This window comes from Actinobacillus capsulatus DSM 19761, from assembly GCF_000374285.1.
Taxonomy (GTDB): Bacteria; Pseudomonadota; Gammaproteobacteria; order Enterobacterales; family Pasteurellaceae; genus Actinobacillus; species Actinobacillus capsulatus.
Window position 1 is genome coordinate 15,338 of sequence record NZ_KB893938.1, and the last position, 21,808, is coordinate 37,145.

The 21,808-nt window shown below is 40.4% G+C and carries 19 protein-coding genes and 2 riboswitches; of the genes, 8 read left to right on the plus strand and 11 right to left on the minus strand.

The window, feature by feature from the left end; all coding sequences use genetic code 11:
- Window positions 1-4: 4 nt before the first annotated feature.
- A complete protein-coding gene (gene sbcB, locus C228_RS0106775; protein ID WP_018651916.1) occupies window positions 5-1,552 on the minus strand; it encodes an exodeoxyribonuclease I in 1,548 nt (515 codons plus the stop codon).
- 538 nt (window positions 1,553-2,090) lie between these two features.
- Between sbcB and asnS the strand changes: the two genes are divergently transcribed.
- Window positions 2,091-3,494 carry an asparagine--tRNA ligase gene (asnS, locus tag C228_RS0106780; RefSeq protein WP_018651917.1) on the plus strand — a complete coding sequence of 468 codons (1,404 nt, stop codon included), beginning with the start codon at window positions 2,091-2,093 and terminating at the stop codon, window positions 3,492-3,494.
- 111 nt (window positions 3,495-3,605) lie between these two features.
- Here the strand turns inward: asnS and epmB are convergent, their stop codons facing one another.
- A complete protein-coding gene (epmB, locus tag C228_RS0106785) occupies window positions 3,606-4,607 on the minus strand; it encodes an EF-P beta-lysylation protein EpmB (protein WP_018651918.1) in 1,002 nt (333 codons plus the stop codon).
- Window positions 4,608-4,693: 86 nt separating this feature from the next.
- Window positions 4,694-5,251: a hypothetical protein gene (locus tag C228_RS0106790; RefSeq protein ID WP_018651919.1), complete on the minus strand. Its 558-nt coding sequence runs from the start codon at window positions 5,249-5,251 to the stop codon at window positions 4,694-4,696.
- 150 nt (window positions 5,252-5,401) lie between these two features.
- Between C228_RS0106790 and efp the strand changes: the two genes are divergently transcribed.
- From efp to C228_RS14455, 3 genes are all read left to right on the plus strand, one after another.
- Window positions 5,402-5,968: an elongation factor P gene (gene efp / locus C228_RS0106795; protein ID WP_014991472.1), complete on the plus strand. Its 567-nt coding sequence runs from the start codon at window positions 5,402-5,404 to the stop codon at window positions 5,966-5,968.
- Window positions 5,969-6,119: 151 nt separating this feature from the next.
- The gene (gene glnS, locus C228_RS0106800; RefSeq protein WP_026313231.1) at window positions 6,120-7,790 is read left to right on the plus strand and encodes a glutamine--tRNA ligase; all 1,671 of its coding nucleotides are present in this window, start codon (window positions 6,120-6,122) and stop codon (window positions 7,788-7,790) included.
- Between the two features lie 54 nt (window positions 7,791-7,844).
- Entirely contained in the window at window positions 7,845-7,988 is a 144-nt protein-coding gene (locus C228_RS14455; RefSeq protein ID WP_018651921.1) for a hypothetical protein, read from the plus strand.
- A 104-nt stretch (window positions 7,989-8,092) separates the two neighbouring features.
- Here C228_RS14455 and C228_RS0106810 read toward each other — a convergent pair whose 3' ends face one another.
- The 8 genes from C228_RS0106810 to C228_RS0106850 form a co-directional block, all read right to left on the minus strand.
- A complete protein-coding gene (locus tag C228_RS0106810) occupies window positions 8,093-10,225 on the minus strand; it encodes a transglycosylase SLT domain-containing protein (RefSeq protein WP_018651922.1) in 2,133 nt (710 codons plus the stop codon).
- Between the two features lie 93 nt (window positions 10,226-10,318).
- On the minus strand, window positions 10,319-10,858 hold the full coding sequence (hpt, locus tag C228_RS0106815; RefSeq protein WP_018651923.1) for a hypoxanthine phosphoribosyltransferase: 540 nt from the start codon (window positions 10,856-10,858) through the stop codon (window positions 10,319-10,321).
- Window positions 10,859-10,961: 103 nt separating this feature from the next.
- The gene (locus C228_RS0106820; RefSeq protein WP_018651924.1) at window positions 10,962-12,098 is read right to left on the minus strand and encodes a methionine biosynthesis PLP-dependent protein; all 1,137 of its coding nucleotides are present in this window, start codon (window positions 12,096-12,098) and stop codon (window positions 10,962-10,964) included.
- Window positions 12,099-12,159: 61 nt separating this feature from the next.
- Entirely contained in the window at window positions 12,160-12,969 is an 810-nt protein-coding gene (dapB, locus tag C228_RS0106825; RefSeq protein WP_018651925.1) for a 4-hydroxy-tetrahydrodipicolinate reductase, read from the minus strand.
- 108 nt (window positions 12,970-13,077) lie between these two features.
- On the minus strand, window positions 13,078-14,169 hold the full coding sequence (rlmM, locus tag C228_RS0106830; protein ID WP_018651926.1) for a 23S rRNA (cytidine(2498)-2'-O)-methyltransferase RlmM: 1,092 nt from the start codon (window positions 14,167-14,169) through the stop codon (window positions 13,078-13,080).
- 371 nt (window positions 14,170-14,540) lie between these two features.
- Window positions 14,541-14,945 (minus strand): DUF423 domain-containing protein, encoded by a 405-nt coding sequence (locus tag C228_RS0106840; RefSeq protein ID WP_018651927.1) that lies wholly within the window; start codon window positions 14,943-14,945, stop codon window positions 14,541-14,543.
- A 200-nt stretch (window positions 14,946-15,145) separates the two neighbouring features.
- A complete protein-coding gene (torA, locus tag C228_RS0106845) occupies window positions 15,146-17,620 on the minus strand; it encodes a trimethylamine-N-oxide reductase TorA (protein WP_018651928.1) in 2,475 nt (824 codons plus the stop codon).
- Between the two features lie 18 nt (window positions 17,621-17,638).
- A riboswitch (molybdenum cofactor riboswitch) is annotated at window positions 17,639-17,809 on the minus strand.
- A 7-nt stretch (window positions 17,810-17,816) separates the two neighbouring features.
- On the minus strand, window positions 17,817-18,935 hold the full coding sequence (locus C228_RS0106850; protein WP_018651929.1) for a NapC/NirT family cytochrome c: 1,119 nt from the start codon (window positions 18,933-18,935) through the stop codon (window positions 17,817-17,819).
- A 188-nt stretch (window positions 18,936-19,123) separates the two neighbouring features.
- Window positions 19,124-19,318, plus strand: a riboswitch (molybdenum cofactor riboswitch).
- Between C228_RS0106850 and moaA the strand changes: the two genes are divergently transcribed.
- The 4 genes from moaA to moaE all read left to right on the plus strand — a co-directional run bounded on the left by moaA (window position 19,307) and on the right by moaE (window position 21,767).
- Window positions 19,307-20,329 (plus strand): GTP 3',8-cyclase MoaA, encoded by a 1,023-nt coding sequence (gene moaA, locus C228_RS0106855; RefSeq protein ID WP_018651930.1) that lies wholly within the window; start codon window positions 19,307-19,309, stop codon window positions 20,327-20,329. It overlaps the preceding riboswitch by 12 nt.
- A 238-nt stretch (window positions 20,330-20,567) precedes the next feature.
- A complete protein-coding gene (gene moaC, locus C228_RS0106860; protein ID WP_018651931.1) occupies window positions 20,568-21,044 on the plus strand; it encodes a cyclic pyranopterin monophosphate synthase MoaC in 477 nt (158 codons plus the stop codon).
- A gap of 21 nt (window positions 21,045-21,065) precedes the next feature.
- Window positions 21,066-21,311 (plus strand): molybdopterin synthase sulfur carrier subunit, encoded by a 246-nt coding sequence (moaD, locus tag C228_RS0106865; protein ID WP_005597031.1) that lies wholly within the window; start codon window positions 21,066-21,068, stop codon window positions 21,309-21,311.
- Window positions 21,312-21,767 carry a molybdopterin synthase catalytic subunit MoaE gene (moaE, locus tag C228_RS0106870; RefSeq protein WP_018651932.1) on the plus strand — a complete coding sequence of 152 codons (456 nt, stop codon included), beginning with the start codon at window positions 21,312-21,314 and terminating at the stop codon, window positions 21,765-21,767.
- Window positions 21,768-21,808 lie beyond the last annotated feature (41 nt).

Here is a 21,808-nt window from a genome sequence, read left to right on the forward strand (position 1 = left end):
CAACTTATTTAATCAGTGCTTTGAGCATTTCCAACTTCGCTACTTTATCCACACCTTGTTCTGCCACTTGATTTAAGGCTGAAACCAGCTGTTCATCACTCTGTGCATTAGCGGTGTGTTTAATCACTTGAAATTCAGCAACTTGTGCCGCGTAAGCGGCCAAATTTTCTAATAATTTTACCTTTTCCGGATTATCGTGATAAATTTGGAATAAGTTATCAATCGCTTCGGCAAATTGTGCCGATTTGGCATCTATCTGCTGATGACAATATTTCTGCCATTTAATTTGCTCGGCTCGACTCAATGTTTCGGGATAATGTTTGGCCCGATACTGAAATAATAACGCCTCTACTCGTTCATCGGCAAATTGTAAGCCGTGATGCGCCAATTCTTGCGGAAGTAACGTACGTAAGATCGCCATATTATTTTTATCTGCCGGCGAGAAAAATCCATCATACAGCGTGGTTTCTACATTAGTTGAAGGTTCGAAACTACGCTCTTCCATAAAAATTTCGGTGACTTTTTCACGTACTAAACTTTTATTCGCTTTCAGTAATTTCAGATTTTCTAAACAACGCTCGCGATCAATGCCTAAGCGAGCCGCATTTTCTGGCAACAACACTTTTGCTGGTGCAATAATAGGGCAACGATTGATATGCACACCTTTTAATGGTACGGGTGCAACATCTTCAGCTAACTCTTCTTTTTTAGTGTATAAGCGGGTACGTAATTCTTCCGCCGAATCTGTCAATAATACGCTAACATCCCCTGATAAATCACAACATAACACTTTATTTTGATTGGTTGGATGCCATGCAATCGGCGCAATCCATGCGGTATTGCCACGTGCGTTACCAAACATACCGGAAACGTGTACTAACGGGGTCATTTCACCGGTATCAATCATTTTCTCGATTTCTTTCTTACCACGATTTTCAAAGAAAAATTGGAAAAGTTTCGGCTGTTTCTGTTTAATTAATTTTGCCATCGCAATGGTGGCATAAACGTCCGCCATTGCATCGTGTGCATTTTCATGAGCAATGCCGTTAGCTTTGGTGAGATTCTCTAATTTGAAATTCGGCACACCGTTTTCATCTGTTACCCATTCAATTCCGTCCGGGCGTAGGGCGTAACAAGCTCGAACAAGATCTAATAGATCCCAGCGTGAATTGCCGTTTTTCCAACTATATTCATACGGGTCAAAGAAATTGCGGAAAAAGGTATAACGGGTCATTTCATCATCATAACGAATATTATTATAACCTAAAATGCAAGTGTTCGGCTGGCTGAATTCAGCATGAATACGTGCAGCAAATTCCGGTTCCGGCACACCTTCAGCGTTACACTGTTGCGGAGTAATGCCGGTTACCATCACAGCTTCGGGCGAAGGTAAATAATCTGGTGTTTGCTTGCAATAGAACATCACCGGCTCACCGATGATATTAAAATCACTATCGGTACGAATACCAGCAAACTGTGCCGGACGATCTAGCGCCGGACTCACACCGAAACTTTCGTAATCATAAAAGAAAAAAGTAAGATTCTTATTCATTGATCGCTTCAAATTTAGGAAAAATTAGCCATATTGTAACATAGCTAAGCGGTTAAATTTGCAGGAAATTTTACAAATGCGAGAATTGCGAGCATAAAAAAACCCGACACCAAGAAAGCGATGCCGGGGGAGGTCTTACCTAAGGAAATGAAAAAAACTTACATAAATTCTGTTCAGTTAGCGTTAAGTATGACTGGACGGATTTCAGAAAGTTCATAAAAATATTAAAAAATTTTAATTTTTTTTGAATTTATTTTATTCTTTTTATATATCAATAAGTTATCACCACCTCTCCTGTGTAAAATCTATACTTTGTCTCATAATGTGGTGGATTCTTTAAATTTTTTCTCACGTTGCCTTATTTTTAAGCATCAATAAATTACAATCTGAATAAATACAGCAAGCATTTTTAGCAAATTCTTGTTCTAGCAATGGAAAATATAAAAAAATCGACAATTTCCTTTATTTCCTTACTTATTCTTGTAAAATACCGAATGATTATGTTCTATAAAACTCACAATAAAAATTGAGGTATTCAATGTCTAAATTTCCAACAGTTTCGGAAATCCTATCGGGCAAAGTTGCGGTAGGCGAAGAAGTTGCGGTGCGTGGTTGGGTACGTACCCGCCGTGACTCAAAAGCAGGTTTATCATTTTTAGCCGTTTATGACGGTTCTTGTTTTGATCCGATCCAAGCGATCATTAATAACGATTTAGCAAATTATAATGATGAAGTTTTACGTTTAACCGCAGGTTGTTCCGTTATCGTAACCGGTAAAGTGGTTGAATCTCCGGCAGAAGGTCAAGCAGTTGAATTACACGCAACGCACGTAGAAGTGGTGGGGTGGGTTGAAGATCCGGACACTTATCCGATGGCGGCAAAACGTCACTCTATCGAATATTTACGTGAAGTGGCACACTTACGCCCTCGCACTAACTTAATCGGTGCGGTAGCACGTGTTCGTCACTGTTTAGCTCAGGCGATTCACCGTTTCTTTAATGAGCAAGGTTTCTACTGGGTTGCTACACCGCTTATCACAGCATCAGATACTGAAGGTGCGGGCGAAATGTTCCGTGTTTCAACATTAGATTTAGAAAACTTACCACGCACAGAGGAAGGTAAAGTCGATTTTAGCCAAGACTTCTTTGGTAAAGAGTCTTTCTTAACCGTATCAGGTCAGTTAAACGGCGAAACTTACGCTTGTGCATTAAGCAAAGTTTATACGTTTGGTCCGACATTCCGTGCAGAAAACTCAAATACCACTCGCCACTTAGCGGAGTTCTGGATGGTTGAGCCTGAATTTGCATTCGCAACCTTAGCGGACAATGCAAAATTAGCGGAAGATATGCTCAAATATGTATTTAAAGCGGTACTTGAAGAGCGTAAAGACGATATGCAATTCTTCGCAAAACACATTGATAAAGATGTTATTACTCGCTTAGAAAACTTTATCGCTTCACCATTCGCACAAGTTGATTACACCGATGCGATTGAAATCTTATTAAAATCAGGTAAAGAATTCGAATTCCCGGTTTCTTGGGGTATCGATCTTTCTTCTGAACATGAGCGCTTCTTAGCGGAAGAATATTTCAAATCACCGGTGGTTGTGAAAAACTATCCGAAAGACATTAAAGCATTCTATATGCGTTTAAACGATGACGGTAAAACTGTAGCTGCAATGGATGTATTAGCGCCGGGAATTGGTGAAATTATCGGTGGTTCACAACGTGAAGAACGTTTAGACGTATTAGACGCTCGTATGGTTGAAATGGGCTTAAATCCGGAAGATTACTGGTGGTATCGTGATTTACGTAAATACGGTACAGTTCCACACTCCGGTTTCGGCTTAGGTTTTGAACGTTTAATCGTTTATGTAACCGGTTTACAAAATATTCGTGAAGTAATTCCGTTCCCACGTGCACCACGTAATGCGAATTTCTAATCGAAACTAACAAAAAAGGGCGAATAATCTTATTCGCCCTTTTGCATATAAGCAGTCAAAATTTGCAAAAAATCAGCAAAATTTAACCGCTTGTTTATGCCGTATCGCTATCTACCCCATCAAGGTTTTATTGGGTTCTCTCGCAATTTCTCTGGCCAATTTCGGTACTAAATAACCCGAACTAATGCGTTGCAATTCTTTATAAATTTCCGCTGCGTGTCGATCTTCGATAAAGAAATGGCTTGCGCCTTCCACTCTATCCAACAAATGTAAATAATACGGCAATACACCGCTATCAAATAATTTATCACTTAATGCTTTCAATGTTTGTGCATTATCATTCACCCCTTTCAATAAAACGGATTGATTGAGTAACACAACATTTGCTTGGCGCAATTGATTGAGCCTTTCAGCTAAAACCTCATCTACTTCATTAGGATGATTGATATGGGTCACTATCACAACTTTTAAACGAGATTTTGATAATCGGTCACATAATTGCTCGGTGATACGACTTGGAATCACTACCGGCAAACGGGTATGAATACGTAAGGTTTTGATATGCGGAAGCTGTTCCAAAGCGGAAATCAACCAATCCAATTCGCTGTCTTTTGCCATTAACGGATCGCCGCCAGAGAAAATAACTTCTTCTAATTCCGTATGCGCCGCAATATAGTCCAATCCCTGCTGCCAAACCGCTTTACCGCTTTTTACTTCATCATAAGGGAAATGACGGCGGAAACAATAACGGCAATTGATCGCACAACTGTTCTTAATCATAAACAGCAAACGATTATGGTACTTATGCAAAATATTCGGTGCGGGGCTATATTGCTCTTCCAACGGATCTTTCACAAAGCCTTCCACCTGTAAAAACTCTTCCGCCGCTGACATTGCCTGTAAAAAAAGCGGATCATTTTTATCACCTTTTCGCATTTTTTCTACAAACGGACGAGGAACACGCAACGCGAATAATTTACGTGCCGTTATCGCCGTTTCAAACTCTTTCGGATTAAGCTCTAGATGTTCTAATAAAGCGATAGGATCATTGAATGCTTGTGCTAAATCAATAAGCCATTGGGGGTTGGAAGATTCAATTTGGACTAGTTGCATAATTCGTAGAGGCGTGCTACGTACGCCCTAATATTGATAGAAAAACAAAAAGGGCGTAATGCTACGCCCCTCCGCAAAATAAGAAATTATTGTACTAAATTACACGCAAGTGGTGAACCATTTGGATTAACCATTACAACAGGTGCAGATGGACTACCTTGTGCTGCAATTAAATATTGCACGCCAGAAATACAATAACGGCGGTAACCATCGGTTTTCTCCACTAAAAACGGATCAACTTGACCACCAATGCTCTTAAACGTTGCCACTGTAGTCGGTACACTATTTGCAATATTTTTTGCATTTTCAACCGCTTGTGGTTGCGCTGGCGCCGCTGCTTGCTGTGTTTGAGCTTGAGCTGGAGTCGGTGCAAGCATTTCACTTAATACATAACCTGCTGCCGCACCGGTTGCAAAGCTCGCTAAACGGTTTCCACCATTTGCTTGAGGCTGTTGATTCGGGATCGCACGGTTTTGCGTATTATCGAATGTCGCATCTCTTTGCGTATTTGAATGAATAGATTGTGTTTTTTGTGCCGCAATCGGTTTACCTGTTACCGAACGAGATGAACCACCACGCTTTGCTTCCGCAACTGTTGCAATAGATAAAGCAATGATTGCAGAAAGAGTAATAACTTTTTTCATTGAGTTTCCCTTATTCATACGATTTTTGAAGTATAGCGTAAAAACTTTTAGAGATCTTTCGCTAATTACTGTATTATATGGGTCTTTTTGACAAATCCAATAGTGGGTTTTCAACTTTTGTTAATTTATTGTTAAATAATTGAGGAAACAATGGCTAGTTACAGCACTAATGATTTCAAACCGGGTTTAAAATTCATCCAAGATGGCGAACCTTGTGTAATCGTTGAAAACGAATTCGTTAAACCGGGTAAAGGTCAAGCATTTACCCGTACTAAAATCCGCAAATTAATCTCTGGTAAAGTATTAGAGATTAACTTCAAATCAGGTACTTCTGTTGAAGCGGCGGACGTTGTAGATTACAACTACACTTACTCATATAAAGATGAAGATTTCTGGTACTTTATGCACCCGGAAACATTCGAACAAATCTCTGTAGACCAAAAAGCATTAGGCGATAACGACAAATGGTTAGTTGACCAGGCTGAATGTATCATCACATTATGGAACGGTTCTGCAATTTCTGTAACTCCACCAAACTTCGTTGAATTAGAAGTAGTTGAAACAGATCCGGGCTTAAAAGGTGATACAGCAGGTACTGGTGGTAAACCGGCTACATTAAGCACAGGGGCGGTTGTTCGTGTACCATTATTCGTACAAATAGGTGAAGTAATCCGTGTTGACACTCGTTCAGGCGAATACGTTTCACGTGTAAAATAATCTCTGATAAGAGTACAAGCGGTCGAATTTCTTGCAAATTTTGCAAACAATTCGACCGCTTTTTTATTTCTCGCCGTTTGCTGCTTTATGAAGCTCACAATACAGTGTAGAATACCCTGTTATTTTTATTTAAAGGCAACAGAGAACAATGATGACAGAAGAAATTTTAGAAAATGCGCCGGAAACCCGTGCGAATTTTATTACTCATATTATTGATGAAGATTTAAAAAGCGGTAAACACAATAACGTTTACACTCGTTTCCCACCTGAGCCGAACGGTTATTTACATATCGGTCACGCAAAATCAATCTGCTTAAACTTCGGTATTGCCCAAGAATATAAAGGCCTATGTAACCTTCGTTTTGATGATACCAACCCGGTAAAAGAAGATGTTGAATACGTTGATTCAATCAAACAAGACGTAGAATGGTTAGGTTTTAAATGGGAAGGTGAACCACGTTATGCATCTGACTATTTTGATCAACTTTATGGCTACGCAATTGAGTTAATCAACAAAGGTTTAGCTTATGTTGACGAACTTTCGCCGGATGAAATGCGTGAATATCGCGGCACATTAACCGAGCCGGGCAAAAACAGCCCGTACCGTGACCGTAGCGTGGAAGAAAACTTAGCGTTATTTGAAAAAATGAAAAATGGTGAGTTTGAAGAAGGTAAAGCGTGTTTACGCGCCAAAATTGATATGGCATCACCGTTTATCGTAATGCGTGACCCGGTAATCTACCGTGTCAAATTTGCTCACCATCACCAAACTGGTGATAAATGGTGCATCTATCCGATGTACGATTTTACACACTGTATTTCGGATGCGATTGAGCGCATTACTCACTCGTTATGTACGCTTGAATTCCAAGATAACCGCCGTTTATACGATTGGGTACTTGAAAATATTTCTATCGAGCATCCACTACCGCACCAATACGAATTTTCTCGTTTAAACTTAGAAGGCACTCTCACTTCTAAACGTAAGTTATTGAAATTAGTGACAGATGGTACGGTGGACGGTTGGAATGACCCTCGTATGCCGACTATTTCAGGTTTACGTCGTCGTGGTTATACACCGGCTTCATTACGTGAATTCTGTCGCCGTATCGGTGTAACCAAACAAGATAACGTAGTCGAATACTCTGCACTTGAAGCCTGTATTCGTGAAGATTTAAACGAAAACGCACCACGTGCAATGGCAGTAATCAACCCTGTTCGTGTTGTGATTGAAAACTTTGGTGATAAAGAAATCTTAAAAGCACCGAATCATCCGAATCGTCCGGAATTGGGCGAGCGTGATTTATCGTTTACTCGTGAACTTTATATCGATGAAGCGGACTTCCGTGAAGAAGCAAACAAGCAATACAAACGTTTAGTATTAGGCAAAGAAGTGCGCTTACGTAATGCTTATGTAATTAAAGCTAAGCGAGTAGAAAAAGACGAAAACGGTAAAATCACTACCATTTTCTGTACTTACGATCCGGAAACTTTAGGTAAAAATCCGGCAGACGGTCGTAAAGTAAAAGGCGTAATACACTGGGTATCAGCGGAAGATAATAAACCGGCTGAATTCCGTATTTACAACCGTTTATTCACGGTAGCTAACCCAGGTGCAGAAGACGATATTAATACAGTATTAAATCCGGAATCATTAGTAATCAAACATGGTTTCGTAGAACAAAGCCTAGGTAATGCGAAAGCGGAACAAGGCTACCAATTTGAACGTGAAGGCTATTACTGTTTAGACAGTAAAGACGGTTCGGCTGAAAACTTAGTATTTAACTTAACTGTAAGTTTAAAAGAAGGTTTTACAGCTTAATTTTAATGATAAGCAGTCAAATATGACCGCTTTTTTACATACTCGAGGACAGATATGAAAAAAGTTATCTTCTTAGTGGCAAGCATTTTAGTGATCAGTGCTTGTTCACAATCTAAAAACATTTATTTTAACGGTGCGGAAGGCTCGAATTCTGGCATTAAATACGAATCAACCAGTAAAGAGTTTTCATTAAACTAACAGCTTCATATATAAACAAGCGGTTAAATTCTTCGGATTTTTTGCAAAAAATCTTCTGAGAATTTAACCGCTTATTTTATTGGAATAAGAGATTAATCAGCTGATTAATACTGCTTCTGCCATTCCTCTTTATAAAACATTTGTTTGCTTGTTTTACCCTGTAACATTTGATAGTAATAATCATAAGTTACTACATTTTGCACATATCCTCTTGTTTCATAAAACGGAATCGAAGCAATAAATTCATCCATTGCTAACGTGCCGCTACTACGTGCTAACCATTTATCTACTCGACTTGCACCTGCGTTATAAGCCGCAGCAATCAAAATGCGATTATTCGGATACTTCACATTTAACTCATTTAAATGCGCTGTACCTAACATAATATTTCTAAGCGGATCAAACAAATCTTTATCGTTCCCAAACGGCAATCCCATATTTTTCGCCGTTAATGCTGCTGTACTCGGTAACATCTGCATTAGCCCCATCGCATTTACGTGTGACTTAGCTTGGTTGTTCCAAGCACTTTCTTGGCGAGCAATTGCCATCGCAAAACTTTTAGACACGCCTTTTTCAGTAAGATTTAAATCAAACCATTGTGCATAAGCATTCGGTAGACGTAGATCGATATAATCCCATGCTTTTGCCTGAATTGTAGCTTCAACGGCTAAATCATACCATTCTTGCTGTTTAGCATATTCACTTAGGCCTAATTGCTCTTCAAACGATAGAGTCTTCAGCCATTCAACCCATAATCCTCTAGCGGATTCGAAACGATTAAGCGCACGCCATTCTTTAATACGCATAAATTGTGGGGTAAATTGCGCTATCTGCTCATCTGTTAACGATTTAACTTCAGGCTGATTAAACTGATACCTCGTATCTAATTGCTGAGCGGCTAACATCGGATAAAAACCACGCTCTTTCGCCAAACTTGTAAACTGTTGAGTACGCTTTTGTGGATCTTTTTCTGTTTTTGCTAACCAATACCGCCATTCTGCTTTTTGTTTAGCCTCATCCGATAATAACACGAGCCACGTATCTAACTTCTCTTTTTTCCATAGCGCCATACGTAGGCGTCGCTCGGTTAGATTATCCGCTTTTAATGTTTGAAGCTCATTATCACGCCAAATTTGCCATTCGCCGGATTGGTTATCAAAAAAGCGGCTGATAAAAGTCGTTTTCCATTCTTTTAGTTCTGCCGGTGTCAGTTGCCATTTTTCTGCCCAAGTTTGATAAGGCGCAAAATTTGGAGACAGCATATCTTCGGCTAATGATTTCAATAGCTTAGGAAAAGTAAGCATAACTAATGCTTTATTATGTTCGGTAAGCGGTTGATTTCGGATAAAATTTTGCAAATAATTTACGTTACTCTGTAATTTGCTTACTTCGCTAAGCCATAAAGCAAGGTCTGAATCTTGAGTATTTAAACTCAAAGTTTCTAAGCCTTTAGCTGCATTTTGTTTAAATAATTCAACCGCTTTTAAACGAATGTTTTCCGCTGTTTTACCACCTTGATCACGCCAATAAGCCTCAAGATCCACACAACTTTGTGGTAATTCTGCCGTTTTTAGCCAAAACTTTTCAAACTGTCCGAGTAAATCCGTCATGACATTATTGGCTGCCGTATTCGCTGAAACGTTTGCTTTTGCAGCCTGTTCAGCTTCTGGATTGAGCTGTGCTTGGTTAGCAAATAGTTGGTAATGAGCCGAAAAGACTCGACACTGATTTTCATTACCCTCCGGAGTCACTTTCTTTGCATACTCAAGTAACTCGGCCCATTTTGACGCTTGATATAATTGTTCAAATGTGAGCTGATTTAAGCGTTTCTGATAAATCGAATTCGGATATTTTTCGGAGAACGCTGCCATTTCTTGTTCTGAAATTTGCTTAACTGCAAGCTTAGTCTTCAGCAATTCCCATTCCGCTTCCATTTCCAGCGGATAGCCGGCTAATGCCTTGAGTAACACATTACTTAACTGTAATGCATTCGGCGTTAATGTTTTCTTTGTTTGTGCCGCTTTTAAAATTGCTTCTAATTGCTCAAAATAAGCTCTTTGCTTAACGAGTTCCGCTACGTCTTGTTGCTCTTTTTGCCATTTGTCAGTTAATTTTTCCAGTCCAGCTTGTAGTTGAACGACCTCTGTTTCACTGTATACTTTTGCTTTAGGCTTTGCTGCAACAGTTATATTTACTGAAGCTGCAACCAATAAAGCTAAAACTGTTTTTTTCCACATTATTTCTTCCCCTTTTTTCTTTACTTAAGCAAGTTAGGCACAAAAAACCGCTTGAAGTTTCCTGCAAGCGGTTAGTTATATTATTTTGATGGTTTATTCGTCCATCACAACTTTGCCGATAAAATCAAGATTGCGATATTTTTGAGCATAGTCAATGCCATATCCAACTACGAATTCATCCGGAATTGCAAAACCGACCCATTCAACCGGTACATCCACTTCACGACGTGAAGGTTTATCGAGCAAAGTACAAATTGCCAGCGAACGAGGGTCACGTAAGTTCAATATATCGCGCACTTTGCTTAAGGTAAAACCGGTATCAATAATATCTTCAACAATTAAAACGTCTTTACCGTGAATTTCACCATCAAGATCTTTTAAGATCTTAACATCACGGCTTGATTCCGTACCTGAACCATAGCTGGATGCAGTCATAAAATCAACTTCAACCGGTACATCAATTAAACGCACTAAATCCGCCATAAACATAAATGAGCCACGTAATAACCCTACCACAACCAAATTCTCGCAATGTGAGTGTGCATAGTGATGATTAATTTCTTTAGCAAGTTCCATAATACGAGATTGAACTTCTTCGCGAGAAATAAGGGTTTCAACGTGATGTTTTTTCATAATGTTTAAGCTCTCTTAATAAAGATAGAGGGTAATGATAATGACAATTAATACTAAAATCAAAGTAAATTTGGTATAATACCAAAATGTTATGCCAATTTACTTATTTTAATTGCTCGAATGCTTGGCGTAAATCCGCTTTTAGGTCTTCAACGTGTTCCAAGCCAACTGAGAAACGCAATAAGTTATTGGTGATACCACGTGCAATACGCTCCGCTTCCGGAATATCCATATGCGTTTGAGTTGACGGGTAAGTGATAAAGCTTTCCGTACCGCCTAAGCTCTCCGCAAAGGTAATCAAATTGATCGCTTTTAAGAATTTCGGCACCCACTCTTCTTTTTGTAAACGGAATGAAAGCATACCGCTCTTACCTGAATAAAGTACGCTATCAATCTCAGGCTGTTCGCTTAAGAATTTCGCTAATTCGGTCGCATTTGACTGGTGGCGTTCCATACGTAACGCAAGGGTTTTTAAGCCACGCACCGCAAGATAAGAATCAAACGGCGAAAGCACCGCGCCGGCACAGTTTTGGAAGTAGAATAAGCGTTCCGAAAGATTTTGACCCGCTTCGTTTTTGGTTGCTTCCGAATCTTTTGCAACGATTAAACCGGCTAACACATCGTTATGACCAGAAAGGTATTTCGTTGCGCTATGAATAACAATATCCGCACCGTGTTCGATCGGACGGAATAAAATCGGAGTTAAGAAAGTATTATCCACAATTAACATTAAGTTATGTTTTTTCGCAATTTTAGAAATGGCATCAACATCACACTCTTCCATTAACGGGTTTGACGGCGTTTCCACAAAAATCGCTTTGGTGTTTGGTGTAATTGCCGCTTCAATCGCCGCCAAATCCGCAGTATTTACATAAACCGGTTTTACCGTATTATGGTGTTTATGGCTAAAATCGAATAAACGATAAGAACCGCCATATACATCGCTTGAAATAATCCATTCATCCGGTGCTTTGAAAAGCGACATCACTAACTGAATTGCTGCCATACCTGATGCCATTGCAAAACCAGCATCACCGCCTTCTAAATCTGCAATACCTTGCTCTAACACGGCACGGGTCGGGTTTTTAGTACGGGTGTAATCCCAACCTGTTGATTCACCTAAACCATCACGACCATAAGCGGTCGATAAAATAATAGGTGTTGCTACCGCACCCGTACGAGGATCAGTACGGTTACCTAACTGTACTAACGTGGTTTCAATGTTGTTGTATTTGGTCATTTTTCATTCCTTTCATTATTCATTTTAAACGCACTCGGTGCATCCCTACATTCAATCCGAACTATAAATTATTCAGGTCCAAAACATCCGTCATATCAAACAGACCATTTTCTTTTGTATTCAACCATTTAGCAGCACGCACTGCACCGTTGGCGAAAGTCATTCGGCTTGAAGCTTTATGGGCAATTTCAACACGTTCGCCTTCATCAGCAAACCATACTGAGTGTTCGCCGACCACATCACCGGCACGAATGGTTGCAAAACCGATCTCATCACGTTTACGTTCGCTGGTAATACCTTCTCGAACAAATACACCGTGTGTTTTAAGATCACGTCCAAGCGTTTTAGCGATATGTTCGCCCATTGAAAGTGCCGTACCAGACGGTGCGTCCACTTTATGACGGTGGTGAGCTTCAATCACTTCGATATCGCAATAATCGCCCATCACTTTTGTGGCTTTTTCTAATAATTTGAATACAAGGTTCACACCTACGCTATAGTTTGAGGCAAACACAATCGAAATTTGCTCTGCCGCCGCTTGAATCGCTTGTTTACCTGCATCATCAAAACCGGTCGTACCAATCACCATTTTTTTGCCGTTTACCACACAAAATTTAATATGCTCGAGCGTGCCTTCCGGGCGAGTAAAATCAATTAATACGTCAAAATTGGTATTTTGGCTTAACTCATCGCTAATTTTTACCCCTGTTGCACCAATGCCCGCCACTTCACCAGCGTCCGAACCGACTAAACTTGAGCCTTTACGTTCAAATGCCGCACCTAACTCCACGCCTTCCGCATTTTGTACCGCAGTAATCAGATTGCGTCCCATACGACCGCCGGCACCGACGATTCCGATTTTTAATGTCATTGTGTCTACCTCTATAACGTCTTGTTCTTATTAAAATAAGCGGTCTGATTTTGCCATAAATTTGCAAAATTTTGTGAAAATTTTACCGCTTATTTATGTTGATTTTGCTTATTGGGGTTTACGTCCCATTACCGCAATATGTACGGTGATTTCTTCTCTATCGTGATAAAGATGTTTTGCCTGAATCTTAAACCAAAAACCTTGTTTCTCGAGTTCTTCTTCAAGATACGCTAAACATAATTGCACTTCTTGATAACGTTTTTTCATCGGTAATTTTAAGTTGAAAATCGTTTCTCGACACCAACCGTTAATTAACCATTTACCGATTAATTTGCTTATCCGCATTGGCTGTTCCACCATATCGCACACCAACCAGTCAATGGTTTTACGTTTAGGCGGTTGGAATTTGAAACCATCTTCAGGACAATGCTCAATACGTCCGGTTTCATGCAAACTTGCTGCCATTTTGCCGTGATCCACCGCATACACGAATACACCACGTTTAACTAGTTGATAGGTCCAACCGCCCGGGCAAGCCCCTAAATCCACACCGGTCATTTCATCGGTAAAACGTTTTTTCTCTTCCGCTTCCGGAATAAAAGTGAGGATCGCTTCTTCTAATTTTAAGGTCGAACGGCTTGGGGCTCCCACTGGGAATTTCAAACGAGGAATTCCCATAAAAAACGGCGATTTATTAGCGTTATAGGCATAACCGACATAGCAACAGCTCGGACGAACAAATAAAATATGTAAGCTGATACTGCCTTTTGCGCGATCCGATTTGGTTAGCCAACCTTGCTTTTTCAGGCTATTACGGAGTGGCACGGTAAATTTACGACAAAAGGTCAGTAATTCTTTTGCTTCGTTAGTATCCGGTGTTTCAACAAAAATATCTGAACTATGGCGAGGATTTAGCGCTTGGTATTGGGCTAAAATCGGTAAAATGCGATCTTCAACAGGCAGATCTTGTAGCATATCGCCGACTACAATCATTTGACGAGCAAAAATCAATTGTTCAAATTTTAATTCTCTGGCTAAGCGATCTGCATCACCAGCTTGATAACATTCAAAAATGATATAACCACTATTTTCTTTTAAATTCACAAAGCCAAACACACCAAGTTGTGCCGCTTTATCGGTAACCTCACCGGCAGTCTCTTTTTCAAAGCCCGCCCGACAATATAATGCTAGTTTATTCATAGGTTTTCTAATTGGTGAAAAATGTAATTAGTATAGCGTTTTACGCACTATTTTGATAGGAAAAACAAGTAATTGATTAAAAACACAACATGGATATAATAACAGGTATTGTTTTTACAGTGATGTGAAAACAATAGGTGGCAGGGAGAATGCAAAAATCCCTGCGGGAACAGGGATTTTGCGTTTGACCTGCTTTTGATTAACTCATTAGACAGGAATTATAAAATGCAATTTAAATTAACCTGTAACGAAGGTAAATTGCAATTGTCAATCAAAATTGATGTCGGAATCATTCTAGCCTTGATTGCGTTGGCAAGTCAATACCTGACACCATAAAACAAAAAACCATGTTTTCCGCCTATTCTAACCGATTAGGCGGTTTTTTTAGCACATAAACTCACAAAGATTAATGCTGCCCAACCGATCATAAAAAATACGCCGCCAAGCGGTGTACTCCACACAAACAATCGCTGACCGAATAATGACAAAGCGTACAAACTACCGCTAAATAACAAAATACCTAATATCCAACTCCCACCGATAATATTCAAGGCTTTCGCTCTGCAAGCGGGCGGATTTTGAGCGGAATTTACCAATTGGAACAGACCTAAAGCCAATAGCGCTAATGTATGAAACATTTGATATTGAAGACCAGTATCAATCCAACTTAACGCTTTTGCATCTAATGTTTTTGCCAAGCCGTGCGAAGCGAAAGCACCAAAAGCAATACAGAAAAAACCACTGATTGCCGCAAATAAGATAAATTTATTTTTCATCATTTCTCCTTAAAATGTTTGCTAACTATAACAGTTATTCTGTCACCTCGGGAGGGTAATCTGGCTAAGCGGTCGATTTTAAGCAATTTTTTGCAAAAAATTTTGAGAAAATGACCGCTTGTTTTTACTGATTATCGTATAAATAAAAAACGCACTAGAGCCTTTCACTTTAGTGCGTTTTGTTTACTTATTCTATAACACTATGCTTGTGTATATTTTGGTTCTTTAAATACCATTACTTCCGGTGCAACGCCAGTAAATTTCTCTACTTGTACTGTTGCCGTATTCGGTGAGTTACCTTGCGCTAATTTTGAGGTACCTTCATCACGAGTGAGCACATTTGGGTTACCATTTTTACAAAGCGGTTGTTCCGATTTACCGAGATCCATCGGATCATACCAAGCCCCTTCGTGTAAAGCGACAGTGCCTTTAATGATACCGTCTGTTACCACTGCGCCCGCTAACACTTGACCGCGTTTATTGAAAATACGCACGATATCACCGTTTGCGATACCACGCGCGGCAGCATCTTCGGTATTAATTAATACCGGCTCACGATCATTTACTGCATAAAGTTTGCGTAATGAGCTGTAAGCTAATTGGCTGTGTAAACGATATTTTGAGTGTGGCGTCACTAATGCAAGCGGTGCTTCTGCGGTTGCATTACCGGCGAACTCTTCGTGTTCCATCCAAGTCGGGTGACCTTTACAGTCATCGTAATTCATTTTCGCCACCACGTCTGAGAAAATCTCAATTTTGCCTGATGGTGTACCTAATGGATTAAGTAACGGATCGTTACGGAATTCTTCATAACGTACCCATTTTTTCGCTTTTTCAGTCGCTTTAAAGGTAATCGGCTTGTTATCCGCCCAGAACTGTTCAAATTTAGGCATTAATACACGGTTTTTACGTGCCGCATCAAATGCAGTTTGATAGAAACCTTTTAACCAATCCATTTCCGATTTACCTTCGGTAAATTCTTGTTCTTTACCAGCACGTTTTGAAAGCTCTGCGAAAATATCGTAGTCATTTTTCGCTTCAAATTGTGGCGGAACAATTTGCTTCATTGGGAAAATATTCATCATTGAATAATCGCCCGACATGGTTAAGTCATTACGTTCATAACTTGTGGTTGCCGGTAAAACAATATCCGCCATACGTGCGGTTGGTGTCCAGTGACATTCGGTGACAAATACACTGTCCGGTTTTTGCCATGCTTTAACTAAGGTATTGGTGTCTTGGTGATGGGTAAACGGGTTACCGCCTGACCACCAAATCACTTTAATATCCGGATAAGTCACTTGCGTGCCGTTATAGTCAATTGTTTTACCCGGATTCAATAACGCATCGGAAATGCGAGCAAGAGGGAAAGAGAATTTAGAGGTTTCGTCTAACCACGTTTTTGCACCCGCTTCCGTAGCCGGATTAGCAGAAATTGAACCTAAAATACCACCGGTTGCAGTCGGCGCACCACCGTTTGAATAGTGGTAGCTAAAACCGAAACCGCCGCCCGGTAAACCGATTTGACCCAGCATTGACGCCAATGTAACTAACATCCAGTGACCTTGCTCTCCGTGGCGTTGACGTTGAATACCCCAACCAGCCATTAGCATCGTGCGTTTACTTTGTAGTTCTAATACCAGTTTTTTGATCGTCTCTGCCGGTACGCCACAGATTTTACTTGCCCATTCCGCATCTTTCGGCTGTTTATCTTCCGTACCTAGCAAATATTTCTCAAATTGTTCATAACCTTTAGTGTACTTTTTGAGGAATTCTTTATCGTGTTTATCCTCAGTTACTAAAGTATGTGCCATACCTAGCATTAATGCCACATCAGTACCTGTATGAACCGGAATCCATTCCGCACCTAAATATTCGCAACTTTCGCTTCTTACCGGGTCAATACAGATAATACGTTTGCCGCTTTCTTTGAATTTCTTAAAGTATTCCAAACCTTGTTGATCGGTTGAAGTCCAAGCAAGACGTAATGTATTTAACGGGTTCGCCGACCATAACACAATAACATCCGTGCTTTCTAAAACAACTTCCCAGCTGGTTTGCTGTTCATACACTTCGATCGTACCTAATACGTGCGGCATAATCACTTGTGCCGCACCGGTTGAATAGTCACCTTTCACGCCGACAAAACCGCCGGTAATATTTAAATAACGTTGTAATAATGTGCGAGCAGCGTGTAACGAACCAGAACTATACCAACCGTAAGAACCACCGAAAATTGCACTTGGACCATGTGCGTCACGCACACGTTTCATTTCGTTTGCAACTAATTCAAACGCTTTATCCCAAGAAACACGCACCCACTCATCACGACCACGTAAAGTCGTATCTTTATTACCTTCTAAATAACCTTTACGTACCATTGGGTATTTAACACGAGTTTCACCGTGCACTTGATCAGGTACAACCGTTTGTAGTTCATTCTCGATTGACGAAGGCATCGCAGGGCCGGATTTAACCACTTTACCGTTTTCAACAACAACACCTAATGCCCCCCAGTGTGCCGCTGTCATCACAGTTTGCATTTCTGCCGCTGCCGCTTCCGTTGAAATTAAGGCATTTACACCAGCGCCCGCTAAAGATGCCCCTGCAAGACCGAGAGAGGTGTTTTTAATAAAACCACGACGACTTGCATTAATTTTTTCTTGAGTTTTCATCTACATAACCCTCTGAAAGTTAAGTTAAATTTGACACCTTTCTAAACACGAGGGGATAGCGCATTTCTTTACTATCCGGTGTGGTAAGCGGTCTGATTTTGCAAAAATTTTGTGAATTTTGACCGCTTGCCACAGGCTTGCACACCTTATCTAAGACTTAGGTATACAAGCTCGGTATTCTGTAAGTTAAATAAAATTAGTGTGAACTACCTGCAATATCTTTTGCGTTACGTTGTAGATAGATCGTTACCGCACGTACATCATCTGCTGTCATTGAAGTACGGTCTTTCATTGAATTCACTACACCGATCCATTGGTTTGCCGTATAATGATCTGCGCCGATCGGTGCATGGCAACCGCTACAATGGGTTTGATTTAAATTGTCACCAAAACGATTAAGCGCTTGAATATCGGCTGTTAACGCTGTTTTTGGTAATGTCACTTCAGCGCTCACATCTTTCCAATCTGAATTAGTTACATCATCATGTACAGTTTGATGGACGGTTAATTTGTCTTTCGCTTCATCTGCCACTAAGCCCACCATGATACGTTGACCTAGCCCCATATAAATGATGCTTTCCGCCCCCACTTGTTGCCAGCCTTTAATCGTACCTGATACTTTATCTCCGGATTCTTTCCATTTTGAGACTTCTGCAAACGGTAATAAACGAATTTCACCGCCTTGTGCGACTTGTGACGGAGCCATCGCTAAGTTATACAATGTTTTGTCACTCGCACTAAATTGTCCGGCTTGTTTGGTTAATTCACCTAATGCCGCACTGTTATCTACTTGCATTTCCGGCATAAAGTGTGCAATACCTTTATGGCAGTCAATACAGGTTTGGTTGGTTTCTTGCGCTAAATTGTGCATTTTTTGCGCTGTTTCTTTTTGTTCACTGATGATCATCGCATCAAAACTATGGCAGCTACGGCAAGTTGCCGAATCCGTTTCTTTCATTTCCGCCCAAACACGCTGCGCCATCTCTAAACGATTCGCTTCATAGGCTTCTTGATCCGGTAATTTATTGGTTACAAAGGTATGCCACACATCTTTTAATGCAACAACTTTAGCTTTTACATAATGCAAACCGTCTTGAGGAACATGACAATCGGAACATTCGGCGCGAATCCCTTTTCGGTTAGAAAAATGGACACTACCTTCCCATTCCGCTTGCGGATGACTCATAGAGTGACAACTTACGCAAAACTCAGTAGAACTGGTCGCTTTCATTACTGACTGTACGCCAAACAATGCTGCAGCACCTAAAACAACACATAACACTCCACTTACTAGCGATAATTTAAATTTGGACATTTTTACCCCACACAACTTATAAATAAAAAATACTCCTTTAGGAGTAGGGCGAAGATTACCATGTCTCCAAATGATTAACTTGCGCCAAATCAATTTTGGTCAGCTTTGTATGTAAATTTAGCCATCTGAATGCGATACCACTTTCTAACTATTGCGAAAAACCTCTCCGACCTCTACAATAACTTATATTTATCAACAGACTCCGAGCTTGTGAGCCTAACTTCTTATCTGATTTGTTTTGCAAATTTTTTGTTAAATTTAACCGCTTGTCTGTAAGAATATGGTAGCAATGCCTGTAATTAGCTTATACGTAGCTAATTCAAGGGAATTTCAAGAAATTGTTGTTCCTCTCGTGTTTAGAAAGGTGTCCAATGCAATCCATTCCAATTAAAAACATTGGATCGGATAATGTTTCTCAGCTTATTGATCGCTTCGAACGACAATATGTTTATTTACGTTTATCCGTGACTGATGTCTGCAATTTTCGCTGTAATTATTGTCTGCCAGACGGCTATAAACCGCCTTCCCACAAGCAGCAATTTTTGAGCGTGTCTGAAATTCAGCGCATTGTGCGTACTTTTGCCGATCTCGGTACGCAAAAAGTGCGTATTACTGGTGGTGAACCAACTTTACGTAAAGACTTTTTAGAAATTACTCATACCATTTCGCAAACCAATGGCATTAAAAAAGTGGCATTAACTACCAATGGCTACCGCATGGAACGTGATATCGATTTATGGCAGCAAGCCGGTATTACCGATATTAACGTCAGTGTAGATAGCCTTGACACACGCCAATTCCAGTTAATCACCGGTGAAAATAAGCTACAATCGATCCTAAAAGGCATTGATAGAGCATTTGAAATCGGCTACCGCAAAATCAAAGTAAACGCGGTGTTAATGAAACAATATACTGCTTCGGAATTGGATAAATTCCTCGCTTGGATTAAAGATAAACCGATTCAAATGCGTTTTATTGAACTGATGGAAACCGGTGAAATGGACAGTTTTTTCAAAGCGCAACATTTATCCGGACAGTCGGTGATGCAATGCTTGTTACAAGAAGGCTGGCAATTACAGCCAAAAGCATTATCGGACGGTCCGGCAAAAGTGCTTTCACACCCTGATTACCAAGGCGAAATCGGTTTGATTATGCCGTATGAAAAAAACTTCTGCGCCAGCTGCAATCGCCTACGTGTTTCGGCACTCGGTAAATTACACCTCTGCTTATTCGGTGAGGAAGGAATCAATTTGCGAGATTTACTCTCGGAAGATACCCAACAAGCGCAATTGGAAGCACGTTTAAAAGCCGCATTACAAGGTAAGCGGGAACATCATTATTTGCATATCGGTAATAGCGGCGTTCGGAATAATCTTGCCTCAATCGGCGGCTAGTTTCTCTGTTACTTTTCTTTGCGTTGCCAAAGAAAAGTAACCAAAAGAAAGGCAACCCTACTTCACCGCTGTTCTTTACTTAGTTGAAATTTGCTTAACGGAACATTTTAGATTCGCCTACGGCTCAAGAAAAATGTTCCTATAAATTGCAACACGCTCAGGCGGTTCAGAAGGGAACCCAAGCGGTCATTTTTACTTTATTTATTGCAAAATACTTTAAAATTAAAAAGATACTCTTATGACTCAATTTACTCACATAAACACCAACGGCGAAGCCAATATGGTTGATGTTTCGATGAAACAAGAAACTGTCCGTGTTGCACGTGCCGAAGCATTCGTTTCAATGAATACCGAAACATTACAAATGATCATTTCCGGCAACCATCACAAAGGTGATGTATTTGCTACTGCTCGTATAGCAGGTATTCAAGCGGCAAAAAGAACGTGGGAACTCATTCCACTTTGTCACCCACTTCTCCTTTCAAAAGTTGAAGTGCAACTTGAAGCCCTACCGGAAACCAATCAAGTACGAATCGAATCATTATGTAAATTAACCGGTAAAACCGGCGTAGAAATGGAAGCGCTAACTGCTGCCAGCGTGGCTGCACTCACGATTTACGATATGTGCAAAGCGGTGCAAAAAGATATGGTAATTGAAAATGTTCGTTTACTACACAAAAGTGGCGGTAAATCGGGCGAATTTAATGCGAAATAAGAATTACATTTAGGGATAAATATGATTAACGTTTTATTTTTTGCACAGGTACGCGAATTGGTTGGCGTTGACGCTTTAACCGTTCCTGCTGAGTTTGAAACTGCCGAACAGCTACGTGAACATTTAAGCCAGCAAGGTAAAAAATGGCAATTAGCATTAGAAAAAGGCAAGTTATTAGTGGCAATTAACCAAAGCATTTCACCGTTGGAAAGTGCAATCAAAGATGGCGATGAAGTAGCATTCTTCCCACCGGTGACAGGAGGCTAAATGCACGCTACATTAATCGAAGTACAACAAGAAACCTTTGATCAAAATGCGATTTACCGCTGGCTAAGCGAGCATCATAGCGTGGGAGCAACCACGCTTTTTGTCGGCAAAGTACGAGAAATGAATTTAGGTGATAATGTGTCAGGTTTATACCTGGAACATTACCCTGCAATGACTAAAAAAGCACTCCAAGAAATCGTAGATGAGGCACGTAGCCGCTGGGATTTACAACGTGTAGCGGTAATTCATCGTATTGGGCAACTTCATACCGGTGATGAAATTGTGTTGGTTGGGGTAAGTTCCGCTCACCGAGGCGATGCTTATCATGCTAACGAATTTATCATGGATTACCTTAAAACCCGTGCGCCGTTTTGGAAACGTGAAACCACACAAGACGGTGACCGCTGGATAGAAGGCAGAGAAAGCGACCAACTTGAAGCGGATAAATGGCAATAAATCACGCCCTTAGATTCACGGAATGTGTCGGAAGGTTTATA